This window comes from Bacillus sp. BS98, assembly GCF_008432245.1.
Lineage (GTDB): Bacteria > Bacillota > Bacilli > Bacillales > Bacillaceae_G > Bacillus_A > Bacillus_A toyonensis.
Genome location: NZ_CP043830.1, coordinates 2,903,226 through 2,919,377, shown reverse-complemented (window position 1 = coordinate 2,919,377; position 16,152 = coordinate 2,903,226). Strand labels below are relative to the sequence as shown.

Below are 16,152 nucleotides of genomic sequence, written 5' to 3'. Positions count from 1 at the left end.
GTGATTACATGCTGAAAAAATATACTTTATTAGCCAAAGTTGTAACACAAACTTTCGTTACTTAAATTAAAACAAAAAAGAGATGGCATATCCATCTCTTTTTTGTTTTCGTATGCTCCATGATTAGTTGCGAATCGCTTTAATGATAAAGCGATGTTGCTTCACATCAAAATAGCCTTTTTGCAACATAATCTCATGTATGCGATATAATTCCTCATAATACCTTTCGACAGTAAAATCAGGAATTTGCCACGGAATCGCTTTTAAATAATAGACGATAGCGCCAATATCATAAAAGCGTTGAAGAGGGAATTCTTCCTTTGCATCTAAAATAGTAAATCCATTTTCCTTTAGCTCATTACAGGCAGTTTCGAGTGACCAACTTGCAAATTCGCTATTTAGTGGTGTGCCAAACTGCTTATTAAGTTCTGCGCAATCAAGACCACCAGCTTGTTGTGTAAGAAATATTCCATTAGGAGAAAGGATTCGGTTTACCTCAGAAGCAGCATAGGATTCATGTTGGTTCACAATTAAATCAAATTGAGCATCTTGAAGCGGTAGGGCATCATCATCCTTTACTTCTACAACAATAACCCCTAAAGGCTCTAATTTCTTTCGGGCAATTGGCACGTTTGGAGCGTAGCCCTCAGTAGCATAAATAGTTGGCGGGAACGGTTGTAACATAGATAAAAGCTCTCCACCGCCAGTGCCCATATCTAGCATTGATTTTGCGTGTTGTATAAGCTGGAAAGCAGTGCTACCGTACGACCACGATAAAGGCTCACTTTTCATTCGACCCGTTTCTGAAATGAAAGAAAAATCCCAGCCGCTAAAATTTGTATTTGCACTGTCTAATAAAGTTAAAAATAATGGATCACGTTTCATAATTGTACCCTCCTATTTTGTAAATGAATGATATGATGAGAAAAGTAAAAAGGAGGACCTCTTATAAAAGTGAAACGGATTTACGTTTCGTGTTCGAATAGATGCATATAAATTCGCTCCTTGCGAGAATGATTATTTATATATTCGGGATTTTTGAGTGGAATTCCTTTGAAATATAAAGAGAAGGTAGATATTTAATGAAAAATTGGATTGAGTTTACAGATAAAGAGTACGATCGAATTTGGGATAAAGTATATAGTGACTATGAATTTTCACCAAGTGTTTCAATATTTCCATCGTTTAAGGTACCAGGACCGTTTATCACATATGACATCTCTCATTATTTTGGAGAATCGGTAGATTTAAATGTATATGATGAACTTGAAGAAAAAGCATTAAAAGTTTTCAAAGAGAATACAGCATTGAATGAATATATGATGGCACTAGATTGGCAACATGAGTGTTATTGGGTAAATCCACACTTAGAGTTTGAAAGAAATGAATTTTATGAGTGGCGTATACCAATATTTCCGAATGGTGATTACTATTTCTTTATTCAGAAAGACTTTAAGTGGGGGTATTTAGGCCATCCTTGGGAGAAGAGTATAACGATATTTGGAAAAGAAATAATAGAGAGTTTTAAACAAAATAAACCGGAAATGTTTCAAAATATTTTAAGGCAGGGATAATGTTTTAAAGAGAAAAAACGCTTATACTTCATTCTTGAAGCATAAGTGTTTTTGTTTTGGCCGTTTTCATTTAAAAATACTTAAAAATAAAAATCTTTTGGTAAAGTACCATTTTTTATCACCGTTCTTAACCCATGTTTTATAATCCAAGGGTTAACAGGATGCTGTTTATCACGTAATTGCTGCAACCATTGAAAAACGAGTTCTTTATCTTCCTTCGTAATATCGTTAATATGATTGGCTACAGATTTTTGAACATACTTAGAAGGGTCATTCATTAATGGTTCAAGAAGCTGTAAATTGTTCTTAAAGTTACCTTTTAGAGCTCCTGTTTTTTTTGCCCAAGGAAGTCTTGGTCTTGTACCTTCAGAAATTAGTCTCCTAATGTGGCTGTTTTCGTCATGAATCCACTGTTGTAAAATATTTAGTGTGTCTTCATGGTACGTTTCAAGAAAAGGCCGAATGGCATATTCAGCAGTATTCCTTTTTGTTATTTCATACATTGCATGGAATGAGGAGTCAAAATCGTTAAGCCCATATTTTTCAACGTATTTTGCGATAGGCATGTACATATAGCCGTTTGTAAATGTACCTACTTCTGTTGTATTTTCTGGTCCCAATGTTTTCAGTAATATATGTATTGCTTCATTAAAATCTTTTTGTAAAGCATTGTGTAATTCATCTGCTATTACTTCAATCCGTTGCTTTAACTCTAAACCTTCAACTTTACATGTTACGGAGGCTATAAAGTTTTTTTTAGAGAAAGTAGAATCGTGTTTACAAATAGAATCAGCCATTTTTTCTGCTAATTCATCATTAAATAAAAATTTTAATGGAACGTATTTACCCATTTTTCCACCTCATTGGTCAGTTGAAAATAATTTTTATTTTTTAATCGACAATCCATAAACTAACGTCTCACTAGGAGTCGTAATACTAAAACCAGTCGTCTTATAATCAAGTTTCACTGTATCACCAGTGTAATCTTTCGTGAATGATTCCATTTGTACAATAAGCATTTCATCCTCATATACAATATCATCTGCATTGTATGTATCCCAAACTAAATCAACATCAACGAAAATGCTACAAGAGTTTGTCATTGTTCCTCTAATGCGAATGATCTTTTTATCTGCACGTTCTAATCTATGTATAGCTGCCTTTGCTTCATCAGTAATACGAATGTTCATTGTATCCCAACCTTTATTTTTATTTCTTTTATTATTGCAAAAACAAAAGAAATAGGGAAGTAAAGAGAATTGTAAAAAAAACGAGCAAACAAAATTGTTTGCTCGCTCTACTTTATTTTAGTTCACATTTATCAAGTGGAATCACTTTTGTTTTCTTTGTAAATTTATATCCTAACCATAGTACTAAGAAGAGCGGTAAACCGATGTAAGAAACGAGTACGCCGTTCCAATCGATTGATTCACCCATAAATGCGCCGTAGTTTTGTCCTAAAATTACGATGACGCAAAGTGTAAATGCGAAGATTGGACCGAATGGGAACCATTTTGCTCTATATGGTAAGTCTTTTAAATCTTTTCCTTGTGCGATATATGCTTTACGGAAGCGGTAATGACTAATTGCAATACCAACCCATGCGATAAAGCCAGACATACCAGAAGCGTTTAATAACCAAATATATACAACACCGTCACCGAATAAAGAAGCGATGAAAGCGACGCTACCAACTACTGATGTTGCGATTAGAGCGTTAACAGGTACACCACGGCTATCTAATTTGCCTAAAAACTTCGGTGCTTTTCCTTGACGAGCTAAATCCCAAAGCATACGAGTTGATGCGTACATGCCAGAGTTACCAGCAGATAAAACTGCCGTTAAAATAACAGCGTTCATAACAGAAGCAGCAAAGGCAACGCCCGCTTTTTCAAATACAAGTGTAAATGGACTTACTGTAACATCACTTGCTGCAAGACTTTCAGTTGTATAAGGAATTAATAAACCGATAACGAGAATTGCAAGGATATAGAATAAAAGAATGCGCCAAAAGATCGAACGAATTGCTTTTGGGATATTGCGTTCTGGATCAGACGTTTCACCAGCAGCTACACCTAATAATTCAGTTCCTTGGAAGGAGAAACCAGCAGCCATAAATACACCGATAATTGCCATGATACCGCCGTTAAATGGAGCATCTGCAACAGTGAAGTTTTTAAAGCCGACAGATTCGCCGCCCATAATTCCAAAAATCATCATGAAGCCGACAACTAAGAAGATAATAATAGTAACTACTTTAATAAGTGCGAACCAATATTCAGATTCACCAAAACCTTTAACAGATAAATAGTTTAAGAGAAAAATAATAGCTAAGCATAATCCACTCCAAATGAGGGAAGGGGTATCAGGGAACCAAAATTTCATAATTAATGTTACGGCCGCTAGTTCTGCCGCAATTGTAATCGCCCAGTTATACCAATAGTTCCATCCAAGTGCAAAGCCAAGTGATGGATCAACAAATTTTGTTGCATACGTGCTAAAAGATCCAGTAACAGGCATGTAAGCTGCAAGTTCAGCTAAGCTTGTCATTAAGAAATACACCATAATTCCAATTGCGGCGTATGCGATTAGTGCACCGCCAGGACCAGCTGAATGGATTACACCACCGCTGGCAAGAAATAGTCCGGTACCGATTGTACCACCGAGAGAAATCATCGTAAGGTGACGAGATTTTAATCCGCGTTTTAATTCACCTTGTCCTTGTGTAGTTTGCGTTTTAGAGGTAGATTGATTTGTTGCGCTATTCATGTTCAACACTCCTTTTCTTGTAGGTTAGGAAGGAGCGGGGGAGAAAAATACAAAAAACCGCCAAAGGAATTAGGCGGAACGTTTCACAAATAACCACCCCATCATACCCTTCCGTTAAGATAGCACCCCACGTTTACACGGTAATTTTGTAAACGTGACAGTTCTGTTCCTTTCGGAGACAGCCCCAGCTCATACTTCCAGAGAAGAAATACAAACTTCGGCAACTTTTCCTTTCAAACGGAGTCAGTGACATTCTCTGTGTCTCGTCCGTTTTACTTTTAAAAGTCGCAACCTCTACCTCATCGGATTGATGAGGATTTATATATTGCTAAGATATTTAACATATGGCAATTGTAATGAGTTTCTGAATATATTGCAAGGAATTTTGTTAGGAAAAGTCAAAAAATATCGGTTATTGTATAGGAAACGCTTGCATAACTCCACCCGAACCTACTATTATGTAGCAATAAACAAAGAAAAAATTGTTATACAAATGTTTCGCAAAAAATAATGAAAAACCCTTTAAAATTAAAAGAAAATTCAGAAAATATAATTCGACATAACGATTGAAGGGTATCACTTCTTTTATTTTGTTCTAAAGAAAAAACATATGTGCAAATTAAAAGATTGAATATTCTTTCTTTTTTGTAGTAAAATTGAAGTACTGTTTAATTAAAAAGGGGACATCGTTATGAAATTAGAAACAGAAAGATTAAATATTATCCCGTGTACGGAAGAATGGGTTCAGATTGCGAAGAATCAAGGATACAATAGCGGCCCGCATATTGCAGGGCATGTAGAAAGTGTAAAACAAGACGCAGCTTTATTACCTTGGGGTGCGTGGTATGTCATTCGAAAAGAAGATGACATCGTACTAGGGGATATAGGATTTAAAGGGAAACCGAACGAGAAACGTACAGTAGAAATTGGTTACGGTTTTATTGAGAAATATTGGAATAAAGGGTATGCTACAGAATCTGTAGATGAATTAATAAAGTGGGCTTTCCAGACAGGAAAGGTAGATACAATTATTGCGGAGACACTCCTTGAAAATGCTAGTTCGATTCGTGTATTAGAGAAATTACATATGAAGAGAGTAGATACAACAGATACGATGATTAATTGGAAAATAGAAAAATAAAAAATACCGCTCGATATAGTTCGAGCGGCATTTTTTATCATTATGGTAGCATTTGTTTTTGATCTTTCGGATAGCCGCCTGTTGATGGGTTAGAACGATTGGAATGATTACGGACAGCAATGAAAATAGAAATAATAACGACAAGACCAACTGCCACGTAAGAAAGTGAAATAATAGTTGGATCCACTTTAAATGTTGTAAGTAGTGTACGAATATTCGTAAAGATAATAAGGCCACCAACTAATACCCCAAGTAAATGAGGTGGAACGATACGTACTAACCATGCGGCAATTGGAGCTGCGAAAATACCGCCAAGCATTAAGGCGAATACCCAAACCCAGCTTACTTGTTCCCAGCCAAGTGAGATGAAGAAACCAATTGTTGCAGCGAGCGAAACAGGAAACTCACTCGTATCTACAGATCCAATAACTTTTCTAGCTTCATTTCCTCTTGCTAGCAGTACAGGTGTCGTAATTGGACCCCAGCCACCGCCACCAGTTGAATCGACGAATCCAGCGAATAAGCCGAGTGGCACAAGTTGTTTGGCAGACATACGCTTTTTGGAAGTAACAATTTGTTTTTGAATAATGAATCGTAATAAAATATAAACGCCTAAAGTGAATAAAAATATTGAAATGTACGGTTTAATCACATCGCCAGGTAAATTACTTAAAAAACATGCCCCAACAAATGCCCCAATTGCTCCGGGTAATGTTAATCTGGAAACTGTATATTTATCAACGTTTCCAAATTTGATGTGCGATGCACCAGAAGCTGCGGTTGTAACGACTTCAGCTAAGTGAACAGATGCGGATGCTACAGCTGGTGCAATACCAAACATTAATAATAGTGAGGTAGATGTTACCCCATACGCCATTCCAAGTGCCCCATCAATCAATTGAGCGAAAAATCCAATAATAGCAAAGACAATTAATTTCTGCATAAATAATCCCCCTGTAATAATAAATGAAAAAAGCACTTTTCCCGTATGAGAAAAGTGCCTTTGGTTTTTCCAATCAGCAATAATTAAATTTGTTTCATTATAATACATATTAATCATATAAATCAACTAGGTTTTGAAGTTTTTTGAATTGAATGAAAGAAAAATAAAATATACAATAAAAGGATGGAGAGAAAGGGGAGAAGGACTATGTTACGATTTGATCATCTCGTTCACGCAGTGCCTTGTACACCGAAGGAAGCAGCAAAACAAATGCAAGCGAGTGGATTTCATACTGTATTAGGCGGAGAGCATACTACTTGGGGAACTTGGAATAGTTTATGTTATTTTGATTTATCATACATAGAATTTTTAGCTGTGCAGCATGAAGAAAAAGCGAAAGAAGCAGAAAATCCATTAGTACAAGAAACGGTGGTGAAATTACAAAATGGAGAAGGAATGCTACAAATTGCAATTCGAACAGATGCCATTGAAGAATTAGCAGATAAATTTAGTAAATACGGTTTACAAACAATAGGACCATTTGAAGGGAAACGTATGAGAAAAGATGGTCGGCTTTTAGAATGGAAAATGTTATTTGTAAAGCAAGAAGAAAGCGGGCCGAGATTACCTTTTTTTATACAGTGGAATGAAACCGATGAAGAAAGAAGAAACGACTTACGCAACATAGGGACGATCACGGAACATAAAAACAAAGTGCAACACATTGAAGTGATCCATTATGCAGTGAAAAATGTTCGAGACACAGTGCGAAAGTGGAAAGAAGTAATGGGGCTAACTGCAAGTTCAGTCACAAAAAATGAAAAATGGAATGCTGAGTGCCAAAGTGTAGCGTTTGGTGACATTCATGTACAGTTTTGTGAACCGATTGGGGAAGGGCTAGTGAAAGAACACTTGATTAGGAATGGTGAATATCCTTTTGCAGTGGAGTTTAAAGGGGAGAATAAACGAGAGTATGAAGTGTTAGGTAGTTTGTACATATATGAATAGAGGGGATGTTTTGGAAGAAATAGTAAGAGAGATAGAAAGAAAACTAGAGTGGCCCTGTATTGTAAAATGTATAGCCATTACAAAAGGTTTTTCGCATGAGGAAAAATATAAAATTGAACTAGAGAATCGTGAAACGTATTTTGTAAAAGTGTGTGATTCTGCTAATTATGAACGAAAACTAGAAGAATATACGTATATGAAACAAATAGAGTTATTACATATTCCAACGCCCAAGTTAATTCATTTTATAAAACTTGAAGAATTAAATAAATGTGTTCAAGTATTTGAATGGATTGACGGAGTAAATGGTGAAGAGAGCTTACGGAAGTTATCGGTGGAAGAACAGTATGATGTAGGAAGAAAAGCAGGAGAAGTATTAAGGAGAATTCACTCAATTGAAAGAGAAAGTGCAAGTAATAAATGGGAAACATTTAGATGGAATAAATACGAAAGATACATAGAGGCACTAGCAGACTACGAGGTGAATTTTCTGGATTTGAAGCCAGTATTAACCTTTGTAGAAAACCATAAAGACTTATTAAAAAATCGTCCAATCACATTTTTACACGATGATTTCCATCCAGCAAATAGTATGATTCATAACAAGGAGTTTATCGTTATCGATTTTGGTGGATATGATTTTGGCGATCCAATACACGATTTTTATAATGTAGCGATTTTTACTACAAGAATAAGCAAACCATTTGCGGTTGGACAAGTTCACGGTTATTGCGGAGGCGAACCGTCACTTCACTTTTGGCAGCTGTACTCCTTATATGCAGCAATGACATTCCCGGCTGATATCGTTTGGACAAACCGAAGCACACCGCACCTAGTAGATGATATGAAGGAAAGACTAAATGGAATTTTAGAAGAACATAATCATTTTTCGTCCTATGTTCCAAGATGGTATCAATCCTATCATATGGATATAATGAAAAATAAATAACGGAGGGATTCATTTGGATAAAATAGCGGTAATTTCAGATATTCATGGTAATATTCCGGCATTAGAATCTGTGCTGAAAGATATTAAATTAAGAGGAATCGAGCGCATTATTTGTCTTGGAGATTTAGTAGGAAAAGGCCCTCATTCAAGCGAAGTAATTGAAATCATTCGTAAAGAATGCGAAGGCGTTGTAATGGGGAATTGGGATGATTTCATTACAAAACCGACTGAATTTGAAGCGTTAAAATGGCATCAAAAACAATTATCGGAAGAACAAAATGAATATTTAAGAAGCTTACCATTTTCGATCGAATTTTTTATGAGCGGAAAACTCATTCGTATGTTCCACGCCTCACCAAGAAGTTTATATGAAAGAATTCAACCACACGCTTCAAGAGAAGAACGTATTAGTATGTTCGAAAATAGTGATCTCACAGAGAATATAGAAGGGGAAAGAACACCAGATGTCGTTTGCTACGGTGACGTTCACCAAGCGTTCGTTCAAAATTTCAGAGGGAAAACGTTATGTAACGCTGGTAGTGTAGGAAATCCTCTTGAAATTACACAAGCATCCTATTTAATCTTTGAAGGAACGTACAATGAAAAAGAAGCCGCAAGCTTTTCTATTCAACTCGTACGTGTACCGTATGATATTGAATTAGCTATCAGACTAGCAGAAGAACTCGATATGCCAGAAATTGAAGAATACAAACAAGAATTACGGACTGCTTTATATCGAGGGTTTAAGGGGAAGTAAGCTAATAATATATCAACGATTTTTCAAATATATCTATCATAACTTAAAATATATCAACGATTCGACAAAGGATATCGATTTACCGACAAATAGTGACACGGATTATTACTTATAATTATATTATGTAAACTAATTATAAAGGGAGATATCATGAACCGAAAACAACGAATCAAAGAAATTGCAGATCATATTGTAAAGCTAAACTTAACCTATCCAACAAGAGTTGGAGTAAGTGGTATTACAGCATCAGGAAAAACAACATTTGCAAACGAACTAGCGGAAGAAATAAAAAAACGAGGATTACCAGTAACACGCGCCAGCATTGATGATTTTCATAATCCAAGAGTGATTCGCTATGCAAAAGGAAAAGAATCTGCAAGAGGGTATTATGAAGATGCACACGATTATACAGCTTTCAAAGAAAGATTATTAATGCCTTTAGGACCTAACGGGAATTTACAGTATGAAACGATTTCTCATAACTTAATAACGGATATGCCTGTACATAATGAGCCGCTATTGGCCACACAAAATATGATATTAATAGTAGATGGAACGTTTCTATTGAAAAAAGACGTTGCACATTTATTTGATTACAAAATCTTTGTAGATACAGATTTTGAGATTGCGAGAAAACGTGGTGCTAAGCGGGAAACTGAAGCTTTTGGAGGTTATGAAGAAGCAGAGAAGATGTTTTTAAACAGATATCATGCGGCCTGTAAGATGTATATAGATGAGCATAATCCGAAAGAGTGTACGGATGTTATATTTCAGAATAGTGATTTAGGAAATCCAGAAGTTATATTTCATGAAAGGGCGTAATACATAACAACAAATATATGTATAGCCTTATATTTGTTGTTATAATTCTTGTATAATGAAATTAATTTTATGAAGTGAACAATAGGGGATAAGGCAATTAAAAAACGTAAAAAGGGGACAGGAAATATAATGAATGAAATACTAGAATTAAAAGAAGAACTACAACAAATTAAACATAATAATTATGCTGTACCAGAGGATGTGGACGCATATCCATATGCACAGTGGATGCTAGATTATATCGGATCACCAGATGCTGAATTACGCGATGATTTGATTTATAGTACGCTTCACACATGGATTACAAATGATGTATTTAGACAAAAAGAGTTACGAGGATTAATGCTACAAGCAATTAGTCCTGATTATTTATTTTATAAAATTGGAGAAAAAGGAACAGACTCTGTGTTTAAACGCGCGTTCTCCGTTTTAATTCCACCACTTATTTTATCTGTTCATGAAAGAGAACCGCTGTTATCTGAAGAACAACTGTACAGTGTGGCAGAACAAGTACTGGAATATGTATATTTAGAAGAAGATGTAAGAGGCTACATAGAAGGAAAAGGCTGGGCACATTCTACAGCGCATGCGGCTGATGCGCTAGATGCTTTAGCACGTACAATACGAAATCGTGAGTTTTCATATGCAATACTAGCTGCCGTTCGTCAGAAGGTACGATTGAATGATTACGTATATGTACACTTTGAGGATGAGAGATTAGTAAAGCCAATTATGTCTTTACGTAGCCAAAATCTATTAACTGAAGAAGAGTGGAGCAATTGGCTACATAGTATAGCAACTGTTGAAGACATCCGACATCCACAGCATGCTATTTTAGTACAAAATATTAGAACTTTCCTAAGAAGTTTATATTTCATAGCTTTAGAGAAGGAGGGAAGCAATGCCTTTACAGATGATATATTGGAGACTTTGAAGGAAGCACGTAGGTATTAAAAAGGTCCATACTTAGAAAAAATAAGTAGATATTAATATTGAAAAATTTATTAGAAATTTATTTTTACATTGTACCCTTTCAGTATAGGCTGAAAGGGGTGTCAAATGAAAAAAATATTGAAGATAGGAAAGATAATATTTTTTGTTTGTATTAGTATGATTTTTCTTGGAACTGGCGCTGTATTCATATATCATAACTATCAATTAAAAATGGAATCGAAATTAATGAACAATAAAGGTGAACTTATTAATTTCAATAATAAAAAAGTGAATGTTTATAATGAGGGGAGCGGGGAGGAGACGTTTGTATTTATGGCCGGATCTGGAATTGCCGCTCCTGTGTATGAATTGAAAGGCTTATATAGTGAATTTTCAAAAGAAAACAAGATTTCTGTAATTGAGAGAGCTGGTTATGGATACAGTGATGTTTTTCAAGATGATAGAGATATTGATACGATATTAGAACAAACGAGAGAAGCGCTTATTCGAAGTGGAAATAAACCACCTTACATTTTAATACCACACTCTCTATCGGGTATAGAGGCTATTTATTGGGCACAAAAATATCCAAGTGAAGTAAAAGGGATTATTGCGTTAGATATTGGTTTACCTAAACAGTACGTAACTCATAAAATAGGTATGGTTGATTCATTAAAAATAAAAGGGATGAATATTTTAACGAAAATTGGTTTTCAGAGATTAGCTCCCTCTATTACTTATAATCCCGAAGTCATTCGTCAATCCTTTTTAAACGAACAGGAAAAAGATATTTATAAAGCGCTTACGTATAAGAGGGCTTTTAATGATGATATGAAGCAAGAACTTTTACAAAGCTACAATAACGGTAAAAAATCAAATTCTTTATCGATCCCAAAAGAAACACCTATGTTATTTATAGATGCGATTGCTAGGCAATATAAAGATTCGAAGTATACAAAGCAAAAAAACGAAGATTATAAGGAGTTTGCTAGCAAGTTATTAATAGCTGATGTAAAAATAATTGAAGGTACGCATAGTATTTATTTATACGCTCCTGATGAAATATACAAAATTGCTATGGATTTTGTTAAGAATAAAGTAGTGAAGAACTAAACAATTGTAACTTTAGCGATGAAAGGCTTACATAATGAAAGTATATAACATATTAATTGTTGAAGACGATTTGATTATAGGAGATTTATTACAAAAAATTTTACAGCGTGAGAAGTATAATGTGTGTTGGGAGAAAGAGGGAAGGAAAGTTCTTGATATAATTCATGAAATAGATTTAGTCGTAATGGATGTTATGTTACCAGGCGAAGATGGTTATCAAATTACAAAGAAAATAAAAAATCTAGGATTAAATATTCCAATTATATTTCTATCAGCAAGGAATGATATGGATAGTAAACTAAAAGGTTTGACTATTGGAGAAGAATACATGATAAAACCTTTTGACCCTAGAGAGTTGTTGTTAAGGATTCAGAAAATGTTAGATAATCAATATGGTACGTTCACGCAAATTAACCATTTATTTATAGATGCAGAATATAAAAGAGTTTTTATTAATGATTTGCGTAATGAAGTTGCTTTTACAGCAATTGAACGAAAAATATTCTTCTATTTATATGAAAATAGAGATAGAACTTTATCTAAAGAACACTTCTATGATTACCTATGGCAACTCGAAGATAGAAATCAAAATATCATGAACGTACATATAAAGAAAATCAGAACCAAAATTGATGATAAAACAGGTGATATTATTCAAAATATTTATGGAGAAGGGTATAGACTAAATACCTATATGAAGAAATGAACTTAAAGAAAAAATATCAGTTACTACTATTCTCCGCTATTGTTAGCGTACCTCTGTTATTGTTGTCGATTAGTATTTTTGTATCAGTTATTTATAATGTTGCCTTTAAAACTAAAAATCAGAACATTCCTTTTCACGAATCCTTTGCATATCCTACTATGTTAATCATATTTTTATTATTACTATTAGTATTAGCTTTTGTATTTTCAAAATCGATAAACTCATTATTAAATAAAATTAATGTATTAAATCAAACGATTCGAGATTTAGCTAGTGATAAAAAAATCCCTAATATAATAGATGTCAAAAGTGATGATGAGATGGGAGAACTGATTAGGTCAGTAAACCTGCTTATAGAAAGAACAACTTATCGAGAATTAGAACTACAACAACAGGAACAAATAAAAAAAGAGCTATTAAATAAATTACGGCATGATATTAATACACCCTTAACTGCAGTTAGATTACAATTATATTATTTAGAAGGCGAATACAAAGCACAAGCGCCAGTACTTGAATCACTGTATGAGCAGATACAATATATAAGTGATTTAACTAACGAATTTAATATTCAATCTACAGAGACCTTAGAGAATACTTATATTGTGAATGATGAAGTGAATATACATAATTTAATAGAAAATATGATTAAAAAATGGAGCTATTTGTATAGCATTCATAAAATTGAATTAGTATATAATCCACAAGATAAAGAGTTGATATGGAATAGTAATGAGTTATGGATTCAAAGGTTATTTGATAATATTTTTCAAAATGTCCTTAAACATTCAAAAGCTAAAAAACTCAAAATTATTATAGATGAAGATATTGTTTCCTTTAGAGATAATGGGATTGGGTTTGATATAAATAGTAAAGGTACAGGACTTGGTTTGAAAAATATTGAAGATATATCAAAGATGTTCGATATAAAATACACTTTACAATCAAATAGTGAGGGTACTATGTTTTCATTTGAAAATACAAAAGTTTAGAGCAAATTACATAAAACCAACACCTCCCAACCATACTAAAAAATGTGTTGGAGGTGAATGTTATGGACAATAAAGACTTTGAAAAAGTTTATAATGATTACTTACATCAAGGAGAAGAGCAAGCTCAATTTGAAGTAGACAATGAAGTCAATTCAGGAGCAGAACAAATTGTTGCCGTTCGTAAAAATGATGATGGTGATTTAATAGCGTTTAAAACAAGTAGCGGGAGAGAGTTAGATTATATGACTGCTCTTAGTGAAGCAAAATCAGGGAAGTTAGCTCATGTGGACGTATTTCATAAGTATGGCAGAGATATTATACGTAGTGAACCTGATGGTATAAAGGAAAATAACTTAGATAATTTACCATCATTTTAAACGGGTAAACTCCAAGAAGAGAATGTTCATTTTGATATTCTCTTCTTTTTGTTACAAAGCTTTCCCTACAAATAGAAGGTTCATTTCTAAAGTGAAATTATACTTTTAAAGAGCTCTCTAAATTTCTCTTTATCTTCTGCTGTAAATGGTTTCGGTCCCTTTGTACGCTTACCACTTTTTCGAACCATTGCACTTAAATATCGTGTTTGTAACAATTGTTCAATGTTATCATTCGTATACTTATAGCCTTTATGGTGTAGAACGATACAGCCTTTTGCTAATGCAAGCGAAGCAAGACCATAATCTTGTGTTACGATTAAATCTTCTTTTTTTGCTAATTGCATAATTCGGTAATCTGCAGCATCTGCTCCGGAATCAACATATATTGTTTCCACACCTTTTGGTTGTTCCGCATTAGAATAATGAGAAAAGCTAGTAACGAGGGTTACAGGGATTTCTGCATTCGTAGCTTCAAAAATAATTACATCTTTTACAGGACAAGCATCTGCATCAACGTAAATTTTCATTTTTATCACTCCTATAACTAGGTTCGTGTTGATAATAATGGTAGATTTTTCTTTTGTCAAACGATAAAGCTTTATGTAAAGTCATTTTCCACAAACTAAAATAGCTTCTCGCAAACGAGAAATACCTTCCTCAATTTGATTAATATTCACTTTTCCATAAGATAAACGAATATAACCATCTTTCGCACCGAAAATACTACCGGGCATAAAGGCGATTTCTTGTTTTAAACTTTGCATAATAAGTTGTTTTTCGTTTATCGATTCTTTTAATTTTCCCCATATGTATATACCACCAGTAGGATTAGAAAAAGAGATTTTGTCGTGAAGTTGCTCATTTAAGGCGCGAACGATAACGTCTCTTTTTTCCAATAATTGTTTTCGTAACGGTACGATATGAGACTGAAATGGTACGGTTTCGAAAAATTGCTGCATAAGCCACTGCGGGAAAATGCTCATACCTAATTCCATTTGATGCCTTGCGTCGGATAACCTTTCTACTACAGACTGCGGGGCGACGAGCCAGCCGACTCGTAATCCTGGTGCAATCATCTTTGATAAGGAATGTACATAAATGACTGTTCCATTTTCATCAATCGATTTCAAAGTAGGGCAAGGTTGTTTCTTTTCTAACGTAAGCAAGCTGGATGGATCATCTTCAACGATTGCAATTCGTAAATCTGCGCAAAGTGATAATAGTTTTTTTCTACGGTTTGGATGAAGCATCGTTCCCGTAGGGTTTTGGAAATTTGGATTTAAAAAGATCATTTTAATACGGTGTTTTCTATATAACTCCTGTACATCATCTGGGTTAATCCCATGTTCATCGACAGGTAATGGGAAAATACGAATACCTGCTGATTGGAATAGAGGCAGGGAATAACAGTGTGAAGGACTTTCGAAAGCAACAGCATCACCTGGATTTAATAAACATTGTACGATAAGATGAAGTGCTTGTTGAGCGCCGGATGTAATCATAATGGATTGTTCAGTCGCTTCCACTTTTAAATATTCCTTCATATATTTTACTACCGCTTGTCTCAATGGGAGATAACCTTGCGGGTGATCATAACTTAATGAATGCGTTAACGGTTGTTCTCGCAAAATCGCTTGTAGTTGATCATGAGGATAGAGATTACAACCGAGTTCTCCGTTTGCAAAATCTATAATATTTTCATTTTGTTGTACTTCTGCCCGAATATGGCGAAGTAACGGTAAGTTTGGTAAAAACGTACCACCTTCTACGAAGTTTCTCCAGTTTGGTGTTAATGTTGGAGAAACACCCCACATATGTGTACTTACACGTGTACCTTTACCAGTTGTACTTTCTACAATTCCCATAGCACGTAGTTCATTATAAGCAGTCGTTACTGTACTTCGGTTTACATTTAACTGTGTAGCTAATTTCCGTTCGGAAGGGAGGAAGCTACCTGGAGGAAGTTCTCCATATGTAATACGTTTTTCAATAAAGTCAACAACTTGCTGATAAATAGGGATTTTACTGTCACTATCTAGCTTCCATTCCATAAAAATGCCTCCGTATC

General features: G+C 34.5%; 18 protein-coding genes and 1 riboswitch. Of the genes, 11 read left to right on the top strand and 7 right to left on the bottom strand.

Features of this window, described 5'->3' with window-relative positions:
• Positions 1–123: 123 nt before the first annotated feature.
• Entirely contained in the window at positions 124–885 is a 762-nt protein-coding gene (locus F0362_RS15165; RefSeq protein ID WP_000817557.1) for a class I SAM-dependent methyltransferase, read from the bottom strand.
• Positions 886–1,082: 197 nt separating this feature from the next.
• Between F0362_RS15165 and F0362_RS15160 the strand changes: the two genes are divergently transcribed.
• On the top strand, positions 1,083–1,574 hold the full coding sequence (locus F0362_RS15160) for a DUF2716 domain-containing protein (protein ID WP_000800378.1): 492 nt from the start codon (positions 1,083–1,085) through the stop codon (positions 1,572–1,574).
• Between the two features lie 80 nt (positions 1,575–1,654).
• On the opposite strand, the gene F0362_RS15155 is transcribed toward F0362_RS15160, so the two are convergent.
• From F0362_RS15155 to F0362_RS15145, 3 genes are all read right to left on the bottom strand, one after another.
• Positions 1,655–2,425: a DNA alkylation repair protein gene (locus F0362_RS15155; protein ID WP_000521685.1), complete on the bottom strand. Its 771-nt coding sequence runs from the start codon at positions 2,423–2,425 to the stop codon at positions 1,655–1,657.
• A 33-nt stretch (positions 2,426–2,458) separates the two neighbouring features.
• On the bottom strand, positions 2,459–2,764 hold the full coding sequence (locus F0362_RS15150) for an iron-sulfur cluster biosynthesis family protein (protein ID WP_001026169.1): 306 nt from the start codon (positions 2,762–2,764) through the stop codon (positions 2,459–2,461).
• Positions 2,765–2,876: 112 nt separating this feature from the next.
• Positions 2,877–4,343, bottom strand: coding sequence for an amino acid permease (locus F0362_RS15145; RefSeq protein WP_001083390.1), 1,467 nt, complete (start codon positions 4,341–4,343; stop codon positions 2,877–2,879).
• A gap of 112 nt (positions 4,344–4,455) precedes the next feature.
• Positions 4,456–4,648: riboswitch (Lysine riboswitch) on the bottom strand.
• A gap of 386 nt (positions 4,649–5,034) precedes the next feature.
• Between F0362_RS15145 and F0362_RS15140 the strand changes: the two genes are divergently transcribed.
• Entirely contained in the window at positions 5,035–5,484 is a 450-nt protein-coding gene (locus tag F0362_RS15140; RefSeq protein WP_149889859.1) for a GNAT family N-acetyltransferase, read from the top strand.
• 40 nt (positions 5,485–5,524) lie between these two features.
• On the opposite strand, the gene F0362_RS15135 is transcribed toward F0362_RS15140, so the two are convergent.
• On the bottom strand, positions 5,525–6,535 hold the full coding sequence (locus F0362_RS15135) for a sulfite exporter TauE/SafE family protein (protein ID WP_149890061.1): 1,011 nt from the start codon (positions 6,533–6,535) through the stop codon (positions 5,525–5,527).
• A 99-nt stretch (positions 6,536–6,634) separates the two neighbouring features.
• Between F0362_RS15135 and F0362_RS15130 the strand changes: the two genes are divergently transcribed.
• The 9 genes from F0362_RS15130 to F0362_RS15090 all read left to right on the top strand — a co-directional run bounded on the left by F0362_RS15130 (position 6,635) and on the right by F0362_RS15090 (position 14,084).
• Entirely contained in the window at positions 6,635–7,435 is an 801-nt protein-coding gene (locus F0362_RS15130) for a VOC family protein (RefSeq protein ID WP_000943366.1), read from the top strand.
• A 10-nt stretch (positions 7,436–7,445) separates the two neighbouring features.
• Positions 7,446–8,384: an aminoglycoside phosphotransferase family protein gene (locus F0362_RS15125; RefSeq protein ID WP_002038986.1), complete on the top strand. Its 939-nt coding sequence runs from the start codon at positions 7,446–7,448 to the stop codon at positions 8,382–8,384.
• A gap of 13 nt (positions 8,385–8,397) precedes the next feature.
• The gene (locus F0362_RS15120; protein WP_097861035.1) at positions 8,398–9,141 is read left to right on the top strand and encodes a metallophosphoesterase family protein; all 744 of its coding nucleotides are present in this window, start codon (positions 8,398–8,400) and stop codon (positions 9,139–9,141) included.
• Positions 9,142–9,291: 150 nt separating this feature from the next.
• Entirely contained in the window at positions 9,292–9,963 is a 672-nt protein-coding gene (locus F0362_RS15115; RefSeq protein ID WP_001080559.1) for a nucleoside/nucleotide kinase family protein, read from the top strand.
• Positions 9,964–10,092: 129 nt separating this feature from the next.
• Entirely contained in the window at positions 10,093–10,917 is an 825-nt protein-coding gene (locus tag F0362_RS15110) for a DUF2785 domain-containing protein (protein ID WP_001002764.1), read from the top strand.
• 105 nt (positions 10,918–11,022) lie between these two features.
• Positions 11,023–12,009, top strand: a complete 987-nt coding sequence (locus F0362_RS15105) for an alpha/beta fold hydrolase (RefSeq protein WP_016108689.1) — start codon at positions 11,023–11,025, stop codon at positions 12,007–12,009.
• 34 nt (positions 12,010–12,043) lie between these two features.
• Positions 12,044–12,715, top strand: coding sequence for a response regulator transcription factor (locus tag F0362_RS15100; RefSeq protein ID WP_000870356.1), 672 nt, complete (start codon positions 12,044–12,046; stop codon positions 12,713–12,715).
• Entirely contained in the window at positions 12,712–13,707 is a 996-nt protein-coding gene (locus F0362_RS15095) for a sensor histidine kinase (protein WP_001049599.1), read from the top strand. Before F0362_RS15100 ends, F0362_RS15095 begins: the two co-directional genes overlap by 4 nt.
• Before the next feature lie 62 nt (positions 13,708–13,769).
• A complete protein-coding gene (locus F0362_RS15090; protein ID WP_000368864.1) occupies positions 13,770–14,084 on the top strand; it encodes a DUF3892 domain-containing protein in 315 nt (104 codons plus the stop codon).
• An 86-nt stretch (positions 14,085–14,170) separates the two neighbouring features.
• Here the strand turns inward: F0362_RS15090 and F0362_RS15085 are convergent, their stop codons facing one another.
• Complete coding sequence (locus tag F0362_RS15085) at positions 14,171–14,611, bottom strand: YaiI/YqxD family protein (RefSeq protein WP_000708763.1); 441 nt, start codon at positions 14,609–14,611, stop codon at positions 14,171–14,173.
• A gap of 81 nt (positions 14,612–14,692) precedes the next feature.
• On the bottom strand, positions 14,693–16,135 hold the full coding sequence (locus F0362_RS15080) for a MocR-like pyridoxine biosynthesis transcription factor PdxR (RefSeq protein ID WP_016514018.1): 1,443 nt from the start codon (positions 16,133–16,135) through the stop codon (positions 14,693–14,695).
• Positions 16,136–16,152: the final 17 nt, after the last annotated feature.